The sequence below is a fragment of the Mycobacterium adipatum genome (assembly GCF_001644575.1).
GTDB classification, from domain to species: Bacteria; Actinomycetota; Actinomycetes; order Mycobacteriales; family Mycobacteriaceae; genus Mycobacterium; species Mycobacterium adipatum.
On the sequence record NZ_CP015596.1, the window covers coordinates 1903336 to 1921029 of the forward strand.

The following is a 17694-nucleotide window of genomic DNA, read 5'->3' on the forward strand; positions in this document are numbered from 1 at the left end:
CCTCAGCCGTAGGCCAGCCACCACTGGTGCAGCTCATCCATGTTCGGGCTCTGCGCATTGCCGAGCAGCAGGTCGTCGTTCTTGGTCCAGGTGAGGTCCGGCCCGTCGTTGTAGGTGCCGCAGGCGATCGACCCCTCGGCCTTCTGCGGGGTATCGGTGTAATGCCAGGTGGTGGGGGAGTCGGCGGTGCTGTTCGGGCAGGGCATCAGCTCGGCGGTCTCACCGATCGCCTCGTCGAAGTTGGCCCGCAGTGCCCCCTGGTCGGGGAACGTGGAGTACCTGGCCGACACCGGTCCACCGGGCAGGCTCGACGGTCCGCAGTCCACCGTCGCCAGCGCACCCGGTACCGGGGGGTCCACCGGCTGGCAGACCCCAGGGTCGTATCCCTGCGGCAGCATGCCGAAGAGGCGTTCCTGCAGGGTCGCCGGATCGGGGGCATGGCTGGTGCGGGTGGCTCGCTCGCTGGTCCGGGTCGAGGTGGTGCTCGTCGTCGGCGCGGCGCCGGTGTCCTGGTCCGGCTTGACCATGACGAAGATCCCGACGGCGGCCAGCACCAGGGCCAACACACCCGCGGCGGCCGCGATGGGTAGCCACGGGGTCTTCTTCTTGGGCGGCTGCGGCGGGCGGGCCTGGGGTGGGGTGTGCCACTGCGGGCCCGACGCGGCACCCGATGCGGCCTGGAACGGGGCACCGGGCCCGGGAGGCGGTGGCACCGACGGCGGCGGGGTGGCCCCGAACGGCGGTGGGGTGGTGAACTGCGGGCCCGGCATGGTCGCTGCCGCACCGCGTTGCACGATGTGCGCGGCCTGGTTCTGGTCCCGCACGCTGAGGGCGTCGGTGGCGGCCGCGGCCAACGCCCCGGCGCTGGCGAATCGGTCCTGCGGCTTTTTGGCCATCCCGCGCGAGACGACAGCGTCGAACGCGGGCGGGATCCCGGGCCGGGTGTGGCTCGGGGCCGGGATCGGCTGCATCAGGTGCGCGGTGATCACCATGCTGACGCTGTCGCCCGGATACGGCTGAGAGCCAGTGAGGCATTCGTGCAGCACACAGGTCAGCGCGTACACATCGGCGCGGTAGGTCACCTCGTCACTGGTGAACCGTTCCGGCGCCATGTACGCGTAAGTGCCCACCGCGGTGCCCATCTCGGTCAGCTTCTCGTCGCTGGCGGCATTGGCGATACCGAAGTCGACCAGGTAGGCGAAATCGTCCCGGGTGATCAGGATGTTCTCGGGTTTGACGTCGCGGTGCATGATGCCGCTCTCGTGGGCGGCATCAAGCGCCGAGGCGATCTGCCTGACGATGGCGACCGCGCGCGCCGGCGTCATCGGGCCGTGGCTCCTGAGGATCTTGCGCAGATCGGCCCCGTTGATCATGCGCATGTCGACGTAGAGCACTCCGTCGATCTCGCCGTAGTCGTGGATCGGCACCACATGGGGTTCCTGCAGGCGTCCGGCCGAATGCGCCTCGCGCTGAAGGCGCTTGCGGAACACCGGGTCGTGAGACACCCCCTCGGGCAGCAACTTCAGCGCGACGATGCGGTCCTTTTCGGTGTCCTCGGCTTCGTAGACTTCGCCCATGCCGCCGCGCCCGATCAGCCTGCGCAGTCGATAACGACCGAAATCCGTACCCTCACGTGACGTCGGCCCGGTCATTTTTCTGCTCCCACTCGGTGTGTCGGCCCATCACATTATCGGTTCCGCAGAACGCGCACCCCGCAAGCTCAGCGGGCCGCCACGATCTCGAACACGAATTCGTGGTCGCACACCCGGACTCGGTCACCGCTGGTGAGGGTCGCGGTGCCGCGGATTCGCTGCCCGGCCACCTCGATTCCGTTGGCCGAGCGCAGGTCGGTGATGACATAACTGGTGCCGGTGTCGACGATGACCGCGTGGTGGCGGCTGACGCTCACGTCGTCGAGCACGATGTCGTTGTCGGGGAGACGCCCGATCCGGGTGGCCGCCGACAGCAGTGGGTAGATCCGTCCGGAGGCCGACCGCATCTGCGCGGGGGCCGACTGTGCGCCCGTCGCGGTGCGCATGTCGATGTTGATCTTGTGCACGGCCGTGGTGCGCGCGGCCTGCCGGGTGTTGATCGGTTCCTGGCGCAGGATGCGTTCGGACAGTGCGCGCACCGTCGGGCCGGGGTCGATGCCGAGATCCTCGGCCAGGGTGCGGCGCAGGCGCTGGTAGGCCTCCAGCGCGTCGGATTGCCGCTCGCTGACGTAGTAGGCGGTGATCAGTTGTGCCCACAGCGGTTCGCGGTAGGGATACTGGGTGACCAGTGATTCCAGCGTCCCGATGACGGCATGGCCTCGGTTGCAGGCGATCTCGGCCTCGGCGTGCGCGGTGTGCGCGACGACTTTGTCCTCGACGAGGGCGGTCGCGAACGGGCCGACGAACTCGAAATCGCGCAGGTCGTCGAGTACCGGTCCGCGCCACTGCGCCAGCGCTGCGGCCAGGTGGCTGCTGGCCTGTTCGAACTGGTTGGCCGCGGCGGCCTGCACGCCGGCATTCTTGGCCGTCACGAAGCGACCGAGATCGCAGCCGTCATCGGTCACGGTGAGCCGGTAGCCCGGTGGGGCGCTGGCCAGGATCATCCGGCCATCGGCACCGCCACCACTGATCAGCTTGCGCAGATTGGAGATGTAGGCATGCAGACTGGCCTTGGGCTCGGGCGGCGGGAACTGCTCCCACGCCGCACCGACCAGGGCGTCGCTGCTGACCGGACGATTGCGGCTCATCACCAGCATGGCCAGCACGGCGCGCTGCTTGGGTGTCCCCAGCGCCACCGGCGCACCGTTGATGCACAACTGCAGCGGGCCGAGCACCCCGAAGTCCGCGCCACCGCTCACCGACGTCCGCCTTTCATGGCTCACCATTGTGCCCGGATGCCCACGCACACCACCCCGGCAGTGGTAGAACGTGTTCTAGTTTTGCGAAAGGGCGAGTCATGGCATTGCGGGTTGTGCAGTGGGCCACGGGCGGCGTCGGTGTCGCCGCGATCAAGGGTGTGCTCGAGCATCCCGACCTGGAATTGGTCGGTTGCTGGGTGCATTCGCCGGCCAAGCACGGGCGCGACGTCGGCGAACTCATCGGCGGCGAAGCGCTGGGAGTCGCCGCGACCACCAGCGTCGAGGAGATTCTGGCGCTCGACGCGGACGCAGTCGTCTACGCGCCGCTGATGCCCAACCCCGACGAGGTGGCCGCCCTGCTGCGGTCGGGAAAGAACGTCGTCACCCCGGTCGGCTGGGTCTATCCGGGCGAGAAACAGGGCGCAGCGCTGCGCGAGGCCGGCCTGGCCGGCAATGCAACGCTGCACGGCACCGGCATCGCCCCCGGCGGGATCAGCGAGAAGTTCCCGCTGCTGTTCTCGGCGATGTCCACCGGGGTGACCTTCGTCCGGGCCGAGGAGTTCTCCGACCTGCGCACCTACCACGCCCCCGACGTGGTCCGCCACGTCATGGGGTTCGGTGACACCCCGGACAAGGCGTTGTCCGGACCGATGCAGAAACTGCTCGACGGCGGGTTCATCCAGGCCGTGCGGATGTGCGTCGACGAGTTCGGGTTCAACGCCGATCCGAAAATTGTTGCCCGACAGGAGATCGCCGTGGCAACCGCGCCCATCGACTCACCGATCGGCATCATCGAACCGGGTCAGGTGGCGGCCCGCAAGTTCCATTGGGAGGCTGTCGTCGGTGACCGGGTGGTGGTGCGGGTGACGGTCAATTGGCTGATGGGGGAGGAGAACCTGGCCCCGGCATGGGATTTCGGGCCCGAGGGGCAGCGCTATGAGATGGAGGTGCGCGGCAATCCCGATTTCACGGTGTCGATCAAAGGTTTTCAAGGTGAGGTGGGCGAGGAGGGTCCGGAGCCCGGCGTCGTCGCGACTGCGGCGCACTGTGTCAACTCCATCCCGGCGGTCTGTGCCGCACCGCCCGGTATCGCGACCTATCTGGATCTGCCGCTGCTCAGCGCGAAGGCCGCGCCCGAGCTGAGATAGTCAGGGCCGCCGGCGGTCGGGCAATCATCGGATCGGCGCGTGCTGGCACACTGGCTGACCATGACACGTGCACTGATTCTGGGTGGCGGGGGCCTGGCGGGTATCGCCTGGGAGACAGGTGTGCTGACCGGGATCGCCGACGTGGCGCCACAGATCGCCGAGAGGCTGCTGAATGCCGATGTCCTGCTGGGCACCTCGGCCGGCTCGGCGGTGGCGGCCCAACTCGGCGGTGGCGCATCCCCGGCCGAGCTGTATGCGCGCCAGCTTGCCGAGGAGTCCCACGAGATCGACCCCGGGGTCACCATCGACGAGCTCACCGAGGTGTTCATCGGTGCGCTCGGTGCCCCCGGCAGCACCCTGGAGCGGCTGCGTCGTATCGGCGGGATCGCGCTGGCCGCCGACACCGTTCCCGAGCGGGTGCGCCGCGAGGTGATCGCGCACCGGTTGCCGTCGCACGACTGGCCGGACCGGGATCTGCGGATCACCGCCACCGACACCGCGACTGCTGAACTGGTGGTCTTCACCGCCGATTCGGGCGTCGCACTGGTCGACGCGGTCGCCGCCAGTTGCGCGGTCCCGGGCGCCTGGCCGGCGGTCACCATCGGGGACCGCACCTTCATGGACGGCGGGGTGGGCAGCACCGTCAACATGGCGGCCGCCGCGGACTGCGCGGCAGCGGTGGTGCTGGTGCCCGCCGGCGAGACCGCGCCGTCGCCGTTCGGCGCCGGGCCGGCCGAGGAGATCGGGGCATTCTCGGGCGCGGCGTTCGCGGTGTTCGCCGACGCTGACGCGCTTGCCGCGTTCGGCCGCAACCCGCTGGACCCGCAGTGCCGGCGGCCCTCCGCGATCGCCGGACGCGGCCAGGGGCGTCGGGTGGCGCCGGCCCTCGCGGCGTTCCTGGCCGGTTAACCGAGCGCGTCGAGGGCCGCCGCGGCCAACTCCTGGCCGATCTCGATGACCTCCTCGGCGCGGTGGTACTCCAGACTGCGGCACGCGTTGCGCGGGATCTCGATGAGCAGATCCGGCGGATAGGTGGCCAGCGTGTGCCGAGCCAGCGCCGACTGGGCGATATCGATGGTGCGGTTCATGATCTCGAAGCTGCCCAGCCGCGGCAGCGCGGGAAGTCCGCTGTCGCTCAGCGGTTCGGGAACGTCGGCGGCGTCGTCCAGCGAACTGCTGAACCTGCTCAACACCGACTTGGCGGCCGGACTGTCCATCACCCGCTGGGCCGTGGCGGTGTCCAGCAACGCCGTTGTGCTGCGCCACATCCGGCCCAGCCACTCGGTGGTGACCCGCGGTTCGGGCTCACTCAACCGGACCGCGGGGTCGCCCCCGGACAGGCTCACCGCGATGGTGAGGTCGGCGTTGACCGCCGACAGCGGGGCCATCGGCAGCGGGTCCAGGATGCCGCCATCGGCCAACAGCCGGCCGTCGAGGACGTGCGGGGTGAAGATGCCGGGGATCGCGATGGACGCCCGGATGGCATCGTCGAGCGGTCCGCGTTGCAGCCACACCGACTTGCCGGCGATCAGATCGGTGGCCACCGAGGTGTAGGGGATGGGCAGCGACTCGATGGTGACGTCGCCGAGGATGTCGCGCACCGCGTCGAGGATCTTCTCGGCCCGCAGCACACCCGGTGACGTCAGCGACGGATCCAGCAGCCGCAGCACCGCCCGTTGGGTCAACGATCCCGCCCACTGTGCGAATTCGTCGAGCTTGCCGGCGGCGTGTAACCCGCCCACCAGCGCCCCCATCGACGACCCGGCGACGCCGACGATGTCGTAGCCCCGCTCGGTCAGTTCGTTGATCACCCCGATGTGCGCGTAACCGCGCGCACCCCCGCTGCCCAGTGCCAGCGCGATTCGCATGCCCTCATTGTGGTGCACCCCGCGCCGCCACGGGCGGCCCGGGAGGGCGGACTTGGCCTCGCCGTGATTCGAACCTCAGCCGCACTCCGCGTTCGCCGCGGCGTAGGCGGCCATGATGACGGCGGCCTGCTGCCCAGGGGTCAAATCCGCCCAGGCGATGTTGAAGCTGCCCGGACCGGACGCGCCGGGGGCCTGCACCGTCTGCAGGTACGCCTCGACGGTGCCCCGCTGCTGGTCGAACCAGGCCCGCGCGGCAAGACAGGCCTGGCCATAGCCCGATTCGGTGGCATCCGCCGGAGCGCCGACACCGGTCGTCACGCCGCCCGGGGACACCTGCACGGCGCCGTCGGGCACCTCACCGGGCTGCGCCGGCGGCGTGGTCTCCGCGGCGGCGGTGCTCGTGGTGGTGGTGCCGGTCACCGGTTCCTCGGCGCTGGGCGAGCACCCGGTCAGGACGATCGCGGCGGCAGCGGTCACGAGGATCGGGTAGCGGCGCATACCGCCAATCTATGCAACACTCGCGGCCATGACGGAGACCACCGGGTTCTGGGGTTGTTGTCGGGCTGTGTGAGCGCCGACCCACCCACCCGTTTCCGTTCCCTGGAGTCCCTTCATGGTCACCCCCACCCTTTCGCCCGCCGTCTCGGCGCCGACCCGACTGCGCGTGCCCGATCTGCTGGCCGCGACCGACCGCAGCGCCGACGATGTGCTGTCCGGCCGCTACGACCGGCTGTTGGCCGGTGCCCGGCTGCCCACCGACGAGCGCTGGTACCGCCGCCTCCACGGTGACGACGAACTCGACATCTGGCTGATCAGCTGGGTGCCCGGCAAAGCGACCGAACTGCACGATCACGGCGGCTCGCTGGGTGCGCTGACGGTGGTGTCCGGAGCCTTGCGGGAGACCCGCTGGGACGGAACGGGGTTGCGTGACCGCGAGCTGGCGGCCGGCGACCAGGCCGGCTTCCCGCTGGGCTGGGTGCACGATGTGGTGTGGGCCCCAGGGGCGAGCGACGCGGCGGGCAATCGGCGCAGCCCCGCCCCGGTGACCCTGAGCGTGCACGCCTACTCGCCGCCGCTGTCGGCGATGTCCTATTACCGGGTGACCGAGCGGAACACGTTGCGCCGCAGCCGGACCGAACTCACCGATGCTCCGGAGGAATAGTCACATGCCCAGTCGTATCGATGTCATGCTCGACGCCGCCCGGGCCCGGTTGCAGCGGATCGAGGCCGCCGACGTGCCCGCCGCGTTGCGGCGCGGCGCCCTGCTCGTCGACATCCGGCCGGGCTGGCAGCGGGCCGCCGAAGGCGAGGTGCCCGGTGCGTTGGTGATCGAGCGCAATCACCTGGAGTGGCGGCTCGACCCCACCAGCGACGCCCGCATCCCCGAGGCCGTCGGCGATGACGTCGAATGGATCGTGCTGTGCTCGCAGGGCTTTACGTCCAGCCTCGCCGCCGCCGCGTTACACGACCTGGGGCTGCACCGGGCCACCGATGTCATCGGCGGCTATCAGGCGCTGCCGGACGAACTGACCTCAGCTGCTCTCGTCGGAACGTAGGGTCGGGCGCAGCCGCTCGGTCTTCTCCGGCGTCCAGCCCGGGGGCTGCAGGATCGCCGCCCAGGCATTGGCGACATCGCGCACGTAGACGTGGCCGTGCCCGTCGGGCACATCGACGGCCACCGCCATATCCGCGGACACCTGCAGGAAGGTCACCACCGGGATCCACTCCATCCGCGGGGAGACGTCGTAGCCGCGCGGCTCTTTGAGCCAGTCGGGTTTGGCGAACAGCAGATCGGGGTTCCACCATGCGATCGGGTCCGAGGCGTGCTGCAGATACACCACCCGCGGCTGTCCCCATGGGTCGTCGGGTCGGCCGAGGTCTTTCGCGGCGATGGCCGAGAACCGGACGTTCTCGCCCTTGTCGAAAATGGGCAGCCACTGCGGGGAGCCCTCATCGCGATTGATGGTGAGGTTGGTCCAGATGGTGTTCTTGAACGTGGGACCGGAGAACAGCGCGCCGTCGGTGCGGGCGATGAGGTTGTTCAGGGCCAGGAACGGGGCCTCGCCGCCGAACGAGCCGAGGCTCTCGCCGAACACCACCAACTTCGGTCGATCATTTTCGGGCAACTCGCGCACCAGCGCGTCGACGGCTTCGAACAATGCCTGGCCGGCCTGCCGGGCGTTCTCCTGGTCGACCAGGAAGGAGATCCAGCTGGGCAGGAACGAGTACTGCATCGACACGATCGCGGTGTCGCCGTTGTACATGTACTCCAGCGAGGAGGCCTCGGCCTCGTTGATCCAGCCGGTACCGGTGGTGGTGGCGACGGCGATGACATCGCGTTCCAGCCCGCCGGTGCGCCGCAACTCCTCGGCGGCCAGCTTGGCGGTGGCCTTGATGCCGTCGGCGGAGTTCAGCCCCGCGTAGGCGCGGATCGGTTCGGTGGCGGGAGAGCCGTTGAACTCGGTGAGCTCGGCCACCGACGGGCCGCCCGCCACGAAGTTGCGACCCTGATGCCCCAGCGACTCCCAGCTGACCAGCGACTGCGGTCCGCCGGAGCGCAAAGCGGTTGTGGGGGCCGGATTGTCGGGATCATCCTCGTTGTTGACGTTCTCGAAGGTGCTGTTGATGGTGCTCATGGCGAAACGGACCACGATGCCGTTGAGCAGTGCGATGGCCAGCGCGAGGACCAGGGCCACCGCCACCACGCCGGACACCCTCGGGGGCGCGACCCGCTCCAGCTGGCGCACCAGGTAACGGACCAATCTGCCCACCAGCTGGCCGATCTCGACGAACACGAACAGGAACACGATGCCCAGCACCGCGGTCAGCGGGTGATCCCAGAACCCGAGCCGGGGTACGCCCATCAGGTCGCGGATGTCGTCCTGCCAGACGTGGAAGTAGACGATCGCCGCGATCTGCCCGATGACGCCGACCACGAGCAGGGCCAGCCAGGCCCACTTCGGTGGCCTGGCCGTGTGCTCCCACGACAGCATGTAGCGGAACAACCAGACGCCGAAAACCCCCAGGCCGTAGCCGATACCGCCGGCCGCGCCGCTCACCAGTCCCTGGAACAGCGGACCGCGCGGTAACAGCGACGGGGTCAGCGACAGCCAGATGAACACCAGCCCGACCGCGGTACCGGTGAAGGTGTAGTGCCTGCTCCACCAGGCGCGCGTGACCGGCGCTTCGGTGGTGTCCGGTTCCGTGGCGGTGACATTCACCGCTCGACTTTAGCGATGGGTGAAGTTCGCCGCGCGCTTCTCGGTGAACGCGGCCATGCCTTCCTTCTGGTCCTCGGTCGCGAACGCCGAGTGGAAGATCCGCCGCTCGTAGAGCAGGCCCTCGGCCAGCGTCGACTCGAAGGCGCGGTTGACGGCCTCCTTGGCCATCCGGGCGGCCGACAGCGACATCCCGGCGATGGTCGCGGCGGTGGCGTTCGCCTCGTCGAGCAGGCGCTCGGCCGGGACGACCCGGGAGACCAGGCCGGCCCGCTCGGCCTCGGCGGCGTCGATGGTGCGGCCGGTGAGAATCAGGTCCATCGCCTTGGCCTTGCCGATGGCGCGGGTCAGGCGCTGGCTGCCGCCCATGCCGGGCAGCACGCCCAACTTGATCTCGGGCTGGCCGAATTTGGCGGTATCGGCGGCGATCAGCAGATCGCACATCATCGCCAGCTCGCAGCCACCGCCCAGGGCGTAGCCGGCGACCGCGGCGATGGTGGGGGTGCGGGTGGCGGCGAATGCGCCCCACAGCGCGAAGAAGTCCTGGCTGAACACATCGGCGAAGGACAGGTCGGCCATTTCTTTGATGTCGGCGCCGGCGGCGAACGCCTTCTCGCTGCCGGTCAGGATGATCGCGCCCACACCGGGGTCGGCGTCGAGCTCGGCTGCGGCGGAGGTGACCTCGTGCATGACCTGGCTGTTGAGCGCGTTGAGGGCCTTGGGCCGGTTCAGCGTGATGGTGGCCACCCGGCCGTCGCGGGTCAGCAGAATGGTCTGGTAATCAGTCATCGGAGTGTCCTTCAGAACGTGAGATCGGGTTCGGCGGAAGCGAAGTAGGCGTCGATCGCCGCATCATCGCACTCGGCGAGCGTGGCCGGCGACCACTGCGGATTGCGGTCCTTGTCGACCAGCTGGGCGCGGATGCCCTCGACGAAATCATGCGACTTGGCCGAGGCCACCGACACCCGGAACTCCTGCTGCAGCACCTCTTCCAGGGTCCTGAGGTGCCCCGCGCGTCGCACCGCGGTGAGCGTCACGGACAGGGCGATCGGGGAGCGGGTGGCGATCAAGTCGGCGGCGTCACGGGCGGCCTGCTCATCATGGGCGCGCAGATCGTCGAGGATATCGGCCACGGTGTCACCGGCGTAGCAGCTGTCGATCCAGTCACGTTGGGCCAGCAGTGCACTGGGCGGTGGCTCCTCGGCGTAGGAGTTCAGTGCGTCCTCGTGCCCGTCGGTGATGACGGCCTCGGTGAAATCGTGGAGCCGCTCGTGCGGAACGAAATGGTCGGCGAAGCCCAGGGCGATGGCGTCCGCACCGGAGAAGGGGGCGCCGGTCAGGGCGGCGTGCAGGCCGAGCAATCCCGGCGTGCGCGCGAGCAAGTAGGTGCCGCCGACATCGGGGATGAAGCCGATACCGACCTCGGGCATGCCCATCTTCGTCTTGTCGGTGACCACGCGGACGTTGCCGTGCGCGCCGACACCGACACCGCCGCCCATCACGATCCCGTCCATGACGGCGACGTAGGGCTTCCGGTAGCGGCCGATGTGGGCGTTGAGCCGGTACTCGTCGGACCAGAACTGGCGTGCGAAGGAGCCGTCGCCGAGGGCGCTCTGACGCAGGGCCACCACGTCACCGCCGGCGCACAGGCCGCGTTCGCCGGCGCCGGTGAGCAGCACGCTCCGCACGGAGTCGTCGTTCTCCCAGGTCGTGAGCGCCTGCTGGAGGCCGGCGACCATCACGTCGTTGAGCGAATTGATCGCCTTGGGACGGTTCAGCGTGACGATCCCGACGCCGTTGCGGACACTTACTAGGATGTCCTCGTTTTCTGCCACGACTGCAATCTAGTTCGTAGCCCCGGCGTGACGTGCGACGGGTAGGGTTTGCACGAAGATCAACCTGGACGTTTCCTGAGAACTTTCTCAGTCGTCACTGGCTGGGCGTGGGAACCTGTTCGGTGCGTTGATCGTTGACCGTGTGTTCGTCAATCGAACCACCAGTACTGAAGGAGAGGACCTACGGTGCGCGAAAGCAGCAACCCGGTATTCCGATCACTGCCCAAGGGGCAGGGCGGATACGCGCAGTTCGGTACCGGAGCCGCAAGCTTCGGTGCGCAGCAGGTACAGGCGCAGCCCTACGCAACCCAGTACCCCGATCAGCAGCAGGCCGGCGTCGCACGGCCGATGACCATCGACGACGTCGTCACCAAGACGGGCATCAGCCTGGCGATCCTGACCGCGGTGGCCGTCGTCTCCTACTACATGGTGAGCACCAACCTCGCTCTGGCCACGCCGTTCACCCTGGTGGGTGCGCTCGGTGGCCTGGCGCTCGTCCTCATCGCGACCTTCGGGCGTAAGCAGGACAATCCGGCCATCGTGCTGAGCTACGCCGCGCTGGAGGGCCTGTTCCTCGGTGCGGTGTCCTTCATCATCGCCAACCTGGCCTCGGTCGGCGGCGTCGGCATGATCGCCCAGGCGATCGTCGGCACGCTCGGCGTGTTCTTCGGCATGTTGGTGGTCTACAAGACCGGTGCCATCCGCGTCACCCCGAAGTTCACCCGGATGATCGTTGCCGGCCTCTTCGGTGTGGTTGCCTTGATGCTGATGAACCTGGTGCTCGGCATGTTCGGTGTCGGCGGCGGTGCGGGCATGGGCCTGCGCGACGGTGGCGCCATCGCGATCGGCTTCTCGCTGCTGTGTATCGCGCTGGCGGCGTTCAGCTTCCTCATCGATTTCGACGCCGCGGATCAGATGATCCGCGCCGGTGCCCCGGAGAAGGCCGCATGGGGCGTCGCCCTGGGTCTGATGGTCACCCTGGTGTGGCTGTACCTGGAGATCCTGCGTCTGCTGAGCTACTTCAACAACGACTAGCAGTCCGGCCAGAGAAAGGGCGTCCCGCACGGGGCGCCCTTTTTCGTTGCCTCTGCGGTGAGGGCGGTGGCTACTCGCACTTTTGCGCCGTCCGCGCAGAGTCGACATATCCACAGTCGCGGATCGATGCACAGGGCGCGTCCGACGATCACGGCCGGCCGTGTGCCTGTCGGCTCGGGTCGGCACGGTCCAGTCATGGACATCTCCGCGCCCTTCATCGGTAGTGAGGCATTGGCGGCAGGTGCACTCAGCCGGCACGAGCTACGCAAGTACTACCGCGCCGTACTGCCCGACGTGTATGCCGACAAGCGTGCCGCGCTCACGCTGCGACAGCGCACCATGGCGGCGTGGTTGTGGTCCGGACGTGAATCGGTGATCGCGGGTGCGGCAGCGTCAGCACTGCATGGCGCCGACTGGGTTGCCGATGATGCGCCGATCGAGCTCATCTGGCCGAATGCCCGCGCGCCGCGGCAGGTCATCACCCGGCACGACCTCCTGCTCGACGGCGAGGTGCTGGTGCTCGACGGGATGACGGTCACCACGGCCCACCGCACCGCATTCGATCTCGGTCGACGCGGCCGGATGGGCGATGCCGTCGCACGCCTGGACGCGTTGATCCGGGCTACCGGCCTGACACCGGCTGATGTGCGTGGGGTAGCCGAACGTCATCGTCATACCAGGGGACTGCGGCAACTCGAGCGGGCGCTTGAGCTGGCCGACGGCGGTGCACAGTCTCCGAAAGAGACGTGGCTCCGACTGATGCTGACCGAGGACGGTTTTCCGCGGCCGCGCACGCAGATTCCCGTCCTCGATCCGGCCGGCTACGCCAAGTACTACCTGGACATGGGGTGGGAGGACCGAAAGCTGGCCGTCGAATACGACGGGGTGCAACACGCGGAGGCACTCGCCTACGACATCGAGCGACACGACTACATCGCCGGCCTCGGGTGGAGCGTCGTCAGAGTGGCGGCGGGCCAACGGCGTCCCAGCATCATCGCTCGTGTGGAGCGGGAGTGGCGCCGGCTTTCCGCGTTGACTCTGCGTTGAGGGCGTGGGCTACTCGCACTTTTGCGCCATGGGCGCAGAGTCAGCGAGAAGTGGGGCGGACCCGGCTCGCCGCCTCGACGGCATTGGCGCGGGCCACGTCGACGTCGGCGTCGTAGGCCAATGCCACCCCCATCCGGCGTTTCACGAAGCTCTCCGGCTTGCCGAACAGCCGAATATCGGTGCGTGGCACCGCCAAAGCCTCATCCACCCCGTCGAAGACGACACCCTCGGCGTCCACCCCGCCGTAGATCACCGCGCTCGCACCGGGTGTCCTCAGCGTGGTGTCCACGGGCAGTCCGAGGATCGCGCGGGCGTGCAGCTCGAACTCGTTCTGCCACTGCGTCACCATCGTCACCATGCCGGTGTCGTGCGGGCGCGGACTGACCTCGCTGAACCAGACGTCGTCACCCTTCACGAACAGTTCGACGCCGAAAATGCCCTGCCCGCCGAGGTTGTCGGTCACCGCGGCGGCGATCTGCTGGGCGCGCCGCAGTGCGGCGGCCGACATCGGATGCGGCTGCCAGCTCTCCACGTAATCACCGCTGACCTGCTTGTGGCCGATGGGCTCGCAGAATTGGGTCCCGCCCACCGCGCGCACCGTGAGAAGCGTGATCTCGTAGTCGAAGTCGATGAACCCCTCGACGATGATCCGGGTGTTGCTCACCCGGCTACCGGACATCGCGTACTCCCAGGCCGGCGCGACGCCGTCCGGGCCGTCGATCTTGCTCTGCCCCTTGCCCGAACTGCTCATCACCGGCTTCACCACACACGGATAGCCGATCTCGTCGACCGCCGCCTGCAGCTCGGCCAACGAATCGCAGAACCGGTACGGGCTGGTGGTCACGCCCAGCGTCTCGGCCGCCAGCCGCCGGATACCCTCGCGGTCCATCGTCAAGCGGGCCGCCCGGGCGGTCGGGATCACCCGCACCGCACCGGCGGCCTCCAGCTCTTCCAGCACCGGCGTCGCGATGGCCTCGATCTCGGGCACCACCAGATCCGGCCGCTCGGTCTCGATGAGTTCGCGCAGCGCGTCCGGGTCGGTCATCGCCAGCACGCGCGCATGGTGCGCGACCTGGTGCCCCGGCGCGTTCGGGTAGCGGTCGACGGCGATGGTTTCGACGCCGAGGCGCTGCAGCGCGATCAGGACTTCGCGGCCGAGCTCACCCGAGCCGAGCAGCATGACCCGGGTGGCGTGCGGGGACAGTGGTGTTCCGAGACTGGTCAAATCAGGACAGCCGCTCCACGACCATCGCCATACCCTGGCCGCCGCCGACGCACATCGACTCGATGCCGAAGGTCTTGTCGTGGGTGGCCAGGTTGTTCAGCAGGGTTGCGGTGATGCGGGCGCCGGTCATGCCGAACGGGTGCCCCAGCGCGATCGCGCCGCCGGAGACGTTCAGCTTGTCCTCGTCGATGCCGAGCTCGCGGGCCGATCCGATCACCTGAACGGCGAAGGCCTCGTTGATCTCGACCAGGTCGATATCGGAGATGGTCTTGCCGGCCTTGCCCAGTGCCTTGCGGATGGCCTCGATCGGGCCCAGGCCCATAATCTCCGGCGACAGCCCGGACACCCCGGTGGACACGATGCGCGCCAGCGGGGTCAGCCCCAGCTCCTTGGCCTTGGTGTCGCTCATGATGACGACGGCCGCGGCGCCATCGTTGAGCGGGCAGGCGTTGCCCGCCGTGATCGTCCCATTGGCGCGGAACACCGGCTTGAGCTGGCTGATCTTGTCGTAGGAGGTGCCGGCACGCGGGCCGTCATCGGTGGAGACGACGGTGCCGTCGGGCAGCGTCACCGGTGAGATCTCGCGCTCGAAGAAGCCGCTCTTGATGGCCTCCTCGGCGCGGTTCTGCGACCGCACACCCCAGTGGTCCTGGTCCTCGCGGCTGATACCGGTGTAGGTGGCGACGTTCTCGGCCGTCTGGCCCATCGCGATGTAGACGTCCGGGATGAGGCCGTCCTCGCGCGGGTCGTGCCAGGTGGACTCGTCTTCGGCCTGCTTGACGGTGCGCGCCTGCGCCTCGTCGAACAGCGCGTTCTTGCTGTTGGGGGCACCGTCGGCGGCGCCGACCCCGAAGCGCGACACGGTCTCCACACCGGCGGAGATGAACACGTCCCCCTCGCCGGCCTTGATCGCGTGGAAGGCCATCCGGGTGGTCTGCAACGACGACGAGCAGTACCGGTTCACCGTGGTGCCGGGCAGGAAGTCGTAGCCGAGTTCGACGGCGACCGCGCGGGCGATGTTGTAGCCGGCCTCGCCCGCGGGCTGGGCGCAGCCCATCATCAGGTCGTCGATATCGCGGGGATCCAGCGAGGGCACCTTGTCCAAGACCGCGCGCACCATCTGGGCAGCCAGATCGTCGGGTCGCATGGTGGCCAACGAACCCTTGACGGCGCGTCCGATGGGGGAGCGGGCGGTGGCGACGATGACGGCTTCGGGCATGACGGCTCCTCAGGACTCAAGTACATATGCAACGTGTTGCAAGAAACCTAGCCCGCCGACACCACGATGGGTGCGGGGACCCCGGTTGTGCGACGCCACAGCCGAGTCAGGTTGGCGATCCGGGGCAGCACGGTGGCACCGTCATCGGTGCGCGATTCCAGCGCCGCCTCGGCCGGCGCGTCAGAGACGAAGTCGCCGAGCGCATTACACAACGCGGGCAGCAACTGCTGGGCGGCGAGCCGGTAGCCCGCCCCGGACGGGTGGAACATGTCGGGGGAGAACAGCAGTTCGGGGGCCTTGTAGAAGTCCGGTGCCAGCAGATCCGAGAACGGCACCGGGACCCCGCCGGCCGCGCGCACCTCGGCGGCCTGCGCCCGGGCCAGCCGCAGTCCCTGACTGCGCGTCACCCAGCGCAGCGGCTGCGGGATCGCCTTGATGACGCCGAAATCGGGGCAGGTCCCGACGACCACCACGGCACCAGCGGCGCGCAGGCGCTGCACGGCGCGGCCGACCCGGCGTGCCGAGGGCCAGGTGCCGTTGGGTTTGGTGATGTCATTGGCGCCGATCATGATGACCGCGGCATCCGGGGGCGGCCCCGCGACGAACATCGCGTCGATCTGTCCCGAGAGCCCCTTGGAGGTCGCGCCGACGATCGCCTTGGTGCTCAGCCGGATCCGTCGGCCCGATTCCTCGGCGAGGCCACGGGCCAGCAGCACACCGGGCACCTCGTCGGCGCAGGAACTGCCGTATCCGGTGGCGGTGGAGTCGCCGAAGATCATCAGGTGCAGGTCGAAGGGGACGTCGCGGGTCCATCGCTGCACCGGGCCGCCCCCGGCGACATAGACACCGTCGGCGCGCGGCGGGACGTCCCAGGACTTGGGTATCACCCGGCGGGCCTGATCGGCCTGCCCGCTCAGCAGGTTGCGTGCCCCGACATAGGCCGAACCCGTTGACGCCAAGGCTGCGGCTGCCAGGGCGATGCTCGATGCGCGACTGCCCACGAAATCGATACTAAAAGCCGATTTCGGCAATGTCAGTGTTGTCGAGGAGTGGGCGCGGTCACGGTGGGGTATCAACTCCGGAACCAAACGGATTCTTTGATTGTTGAACCGATTGACGCGAGCGCAAGCTAAGTTACCCCGGTTGGCTAAGTAAATATCCGCAACGGGTACTACAACGGCGTAGGAAGTGGTGGCGATGACGGCACCAAGCAAGGTCTCAGGTTCACCGCGCACGGCGATAAGCCCAGTTAGAGCGCGGCAATCCCGGCGATTCCCGGTCGGTGACTGGCGCCCCGTCGAGGTCGTCGAGGACGGCGCCAGCATCGCGGGCCGGATCGCCGGACTGGTTGCCATGATGACCATCCGGCCAACTCTGGCAATCGGTAGCCATGTCCCCAAGCTGCCCTGGCCCTTCGGCATCGTCGACTTCGCCGCGCGGGTGCTGCGGCCGGCCCCCGGCACGGTCCGCGCCACCATCGCGCTGCCGAACTGCACGGCCCAACTCGTCCGCGCCGCCGGCGTGCTGCCCGCCGACGGCATGCGCAGCGTCGTTCTTTACCTGCACGGCGGGGCCTTTTTGTCCTGCGGCGTGAACACGCATGGCCGCCTGACCACGGAGCTGTCGAAATTCGCCGACAGCCCGGTGTTCGTCGTGAACTACCGGATGATCCCCAAGCACTCGATCGGGGTGGCCCTCGACGACTGTTACGACGCCTACCGGTGGCTGCGGCTGACCGGGTACGCGCCGGAGAACATCGTGCTCGCCGGTGACTCGGCGGGTGGATACCTGGCGCTGGCGCTGGCCCAGCGGCTGCAGGCCGAGGGTATCGAGCCCGAGGTGCCGGCCGCTGTCGTGACCATGTCCCCGTTGTTCGAGATCGACAACACGCACCGCACCCAGCACCCGAACGCCCGCACCGATGCGATGTTCCCGCCGAAGGCGTTCGACGCCCTGGTCGACATGATCGGCACGGTCGCCGCGCGGCACGGCGAAGAGGTCTACGAGCCGCTGCAGAACATCGAACCCGGGCTGCCGCGCACCCTCATCCACGTCTCCGGGTCGGAGGTGCTGCTCAACGACGCGCGCAAGGCCGCGCGGATGCTGGCCGAGGCCGGCGTCCCGGTCGAGGTGCGCATCTGGCCCGGTCAGATGCACGTGTTCCAGCTGTGTTCACCGCTGGTCAACGAGGCGACCCGGTCGCTGCGTCAGATCGGTGACTACATTCGAGAGGCGACGTGGTGAGCCG

At 68.6% G+C, this 17694-nt stretch carries 17 protein-coding genes; 7 read left to right on the top strand and 10 right to left on the bottom strand.

All coding sequences use genetic code 11. The annotated features are described in order from the left end of the window. Positions 1-2: 2 nt before the first annotated feature. Positions 3-1652 (bottom strand): serine/threonine-protein kinase, encoded by a 1650-nt coding sequence (locus A7U43_RS09085; protein ID WP_067993776.1) that lies wholly within the window; start codon positions 1650-1652, stop codon positions 3-5. A gap of 68 nt (positions 1653-1720) precedes the next feature. Further along, the gene (locus tag A7U43_RS09090) at positions 1721-2851 is read right to left on the bottom strand and encodes a BTAD domain-containing putative transcriptional regulator (RefSeq protein ID WP_231963556.1); all 1131 of its coding nucleotides are present in this window, start codon (positions 2849-2851) and stop codon (positions 1721-1723) included. 98 nt (positions 2852-2949) lie between these two features. Between A7U43_RS09090 and A7U43_RS09095 the strand changes: the two genes are divergently transcribed. Beyond that, positions 2950-3999, top strand: a complete 1050-nt coding sequence (locus A7U43_RS09095) for an NAD(P)H-dependent amine dehydrogenase family protein (protein ID WP_067993783.1) — start codon at positions 2950-2952, stop codon at positions 3997-3999. Positions 4000-4053: 54 nt separating this feature from the next. Next, positions 4054-4908: a patatin-like phospholipase family protein gene (locus tag A7U43_RS09100; protein WP_156526090.1), complete on the top strand. Its 855-nt coding sequence runs from the start codon at positions 4054-4056 to the stop codon at positions 4906-4908. On the opposite strand, the gene A7U43_RS09105 is transcribed toward A7U43_RS09100, so the two are convergent. Both A7U43_RS09105 and lpqV read right to left on the bottom strand, forming a co-directional pair. Then, the gene (locus tag A7U43_RS09105) at positions 4905-5867 is read right to left on the bottom strand and encodes a patatin-like phospholipase family protein (RefSeq protein WP_068002257.1); all 963 of its coding nucleotides are present in this window, start codon (positions 5865-5867) and stop codon (positions 4905-4907) included. The two genes, A7U43_RS09100 and A7U43_RS09105, sit on opposite strands and share 4 nt — an antisense overlap. Positions 5868-5942: 75 nt before the next feature. Continuing rightward, complete coding sequence (gene lpqV, locus A7U43_RS09110) at positions 5943-6365, bottom strand: lipoprotein LpqV (RefSeq protein WP_067993786.1); 423 nt, start codon at positions 6363-6365, stop codon at positions 5943-5945. Between the two features lie 115 nt (positions 6366-6480). On the opposite strand from lpqV, the gene A7U43_RS09115 reads away from it, so the two are divergent. Further along, on the top strand, positions 6481-7029 hold the full coding sequence (locus tag A7U43_RS09115) for a cysteine dioxygenase (protein WP_067993790.1): 549 nt from the start codon (positions 6481-6483) through the stop codon (positions 7027-7029). 4 nt (positions 7030-7033) lie between these two features. After that, positions 7034-7423 carry a rhodanese-like domain-containing protein gene (locus A7U43_RS09120; RefSeq protein WP_067993793.1) on the top strand — a complete coding sequence of 130 codons (390 nt, stop codon included), beginning with the start codon at positions 7034-7036 and terminating at the stop codon, positions 7421-7423. Here the strand turns inward: A7U43_RS09120 and A7U43_RS09125 are convergent. From A7U43_RS09125 to A7U43_RS09135, 3 genes are read right to left on the bottom strand one after another with little or no spacing between them, the layout of a single operon-like run. Then, positions 7400-9088, bottom strand: a complete 1689-nt coding sequence (locus tag A7U43_RS09125) for an alpha/beta hydrolase (RefSeq protein ID WP_067993796.1) — start codon at positions 9086-9088, stop codon at positions 7400-7402. The two genes, A7U43_RS09120 and A7U43_RS09125, sit on opposite strands and share 24 nt — an antisense overlap. Positions 9089-9097: 9 nt before the next feature. Then, positions 9098-9874: an enoyl-CoA hydratase gene (locus A7U43_RS09130; protein WP_067993799.1), complete on the bottom strand. Its 777-nt coding sequence runs from the start codon at positions 9872-9874 to the stop codon at positions 9098-9100. 11 nt (positions 9875-9885) lie between these two features. Beyond that, positions 9886-10920 (bottom strand): enoyl-CoA hydratase/isomerase family protein, encoded by a 1035-nt coding sequence (locus tag A7U43_RS09135; protein ID WP_067993802.1) that lies wholly within the window; start codon positions 10918-10920, stop codon positions 9886-9888. A 186-nt stretch (positions 10921-11106) separates the two neighbouring features. Between A7U43_RS09135 and A7U43_RS09140 the strand changes: the two genes are divergently transcribed. Together A7U43_RS09140 and A7U43_RS09145 are read left to right on the top strand one after the other, a co-directional pair. Next, positions 11107-11955, top strand: a complete 849-nt coding sequence (locus tag A7U43_RS09140) for a Bax inhibitor-1/YccA family protein (RefSeq protein ID WP_067993805.1) — start codon at positions 11107-11109, stop codon at positions 11953-11955. Between the two features lie 195 nt (positions 11956-12150). After that, positions 12151-13002 carry an endonuclease domain-containing protein gene (locus A7U43_RS09145; protein ID WP_067993808.1) on the top strand — a complete coding sequence of 284 codons (852 nt, stop codon included), beginning with the start codon at positions 12151-12153 and terminating at the stop codon, positions 13000-13002. Between the two features lie 40 nt (positions 13003-13042). Here A7U43_RS09145 and purT read toward each other — a convergent pair whose 3' ends face one another. The 3 genes from purT to A7U43_RS09160 are packed head-to-tail and all read right to left on the bottom strand — an operon-like array spanning position 13043 to position 16447. Beyond that, positions 13043-14227 carry a formate-dependent phosphoribosylglycinamide formyltransferase gene (gene purT, locus A7U43_RS09150; RefSeq protein WP_067993810.1) on the bottom strand — a complete coding sequence of 395 codons (1185 nt, stop codon included), beginning with the start codon at positions 14225-14227 and terminating at the stop codon, positions 13043-13045. A 1-nt stretch (position 14228) separates the two neighbouring features. Beyond that, positions 14229-15446, bottom strand: coding sequence for an acetyl-CoA C-acetyltransferase (locus A7U43_RS09155; protein ID WP_067993813.1), 1218 nt, complete (start codon positions 15444-15446; stop codon positions 14229-14231). Positions 15447-15493: 47 nt separating this feature from the next. Then, positions 15494-16447 (bottom strand): SGNH/GDSL hydrolase family protein, encoded by a 954-nt coding sequence (locus A7U43_RS09160; protein ID WP_067993815.1) that lies wholly within the window; start codon positions 16445-16447, stop codon positions 15494-15496. A gap of 196 nt (positions 16448-16643) precedes the next feature. Here A7U43_RS09160 and A7U43_RS09165 point away from each other — a divergent pair, with 196 nt between their 5' ends. After that, positions 16644-17690, top strand: coding sequence for an alpha/beta hydrolase (locus A7U43_RS09165; protein ID WP_068002260.1), 1047 nt, complete (start codon positions 16644-16646; stop codon positions 17688-17690). The last annotated feature ends 4 nt before the right edge of the window (positions 17691-17694 follow it).

Coding starts and splice junctions, on each gene's coding strand:
- A7U43_RS09105 (WP_068002257.1), bottom strand. CDS start 5,867: ATGCGAATCGCGCTGGCACTGGGCAGCGGGGGTGCGCGCGGTTACGCG.
- A7U43_RS09145 (WP_067993808.1), top strand. CDS start 12,151: ATGGACATCTCCGCGCCCTTCATCGGTAGTGAGGCATTGGCGGCAGGT.
- A7U43_RS09155 (WP_067993813.1), bottom strand. CDS start 15,446: ATGCCCGAAGCCGTCATCGTCGCCACCGCCCGCTCCCCCATCGGACGC.
- A7U43_RS09085 (WP_067993776.1), bottom strand. CDS start 1,652: ATGACCGGGCCGACGTCACGTGAGGGTACGGATTTCGGTCGTTATCGA.
- A7U43_RS09130 (WP_067993799.1), bottom strand. CDS start 9,874: ATGACTGATTACCAGACCATTCTGCTGACCCGCGACGGCCGGGTGGCC.
- A7U43_RS09165 (WP_068002260.1), top strand. CDS start 16,644: ATGACGGCACCAAGCAAGGTCTCAGGTTCACCGCGCACGGCGATAAGC.
- A7U43_RS09115 (WP_067993790.1), top strand. CDS start 6,481: ATGGTCACCCCCACCCTTTCGCCCGCCGTCTCGGCGCCGACCCGACTG.
- A7U43_RS09120 (WP_067993793.1), top strand. CDS start 7,034: ATGCCCAGTCGTATCGATGTCATGCTCGACGCCGCCCGGGCCCGGTTG.
- A7U43_RS09095 (WP_067993783.1), top strand. CDS start 2,950: ATGGCATTGCGGGTTGTGCAGTGGGCCACGGGCGGCGTCGGTGTCGCC.
- lpqV (WP_067993786.1), bottom strand. CDS start 6,365: ATGCGCCGCTACCCGATCCTCGTGACCGCTGCCGCCGCGATCGTCCTG.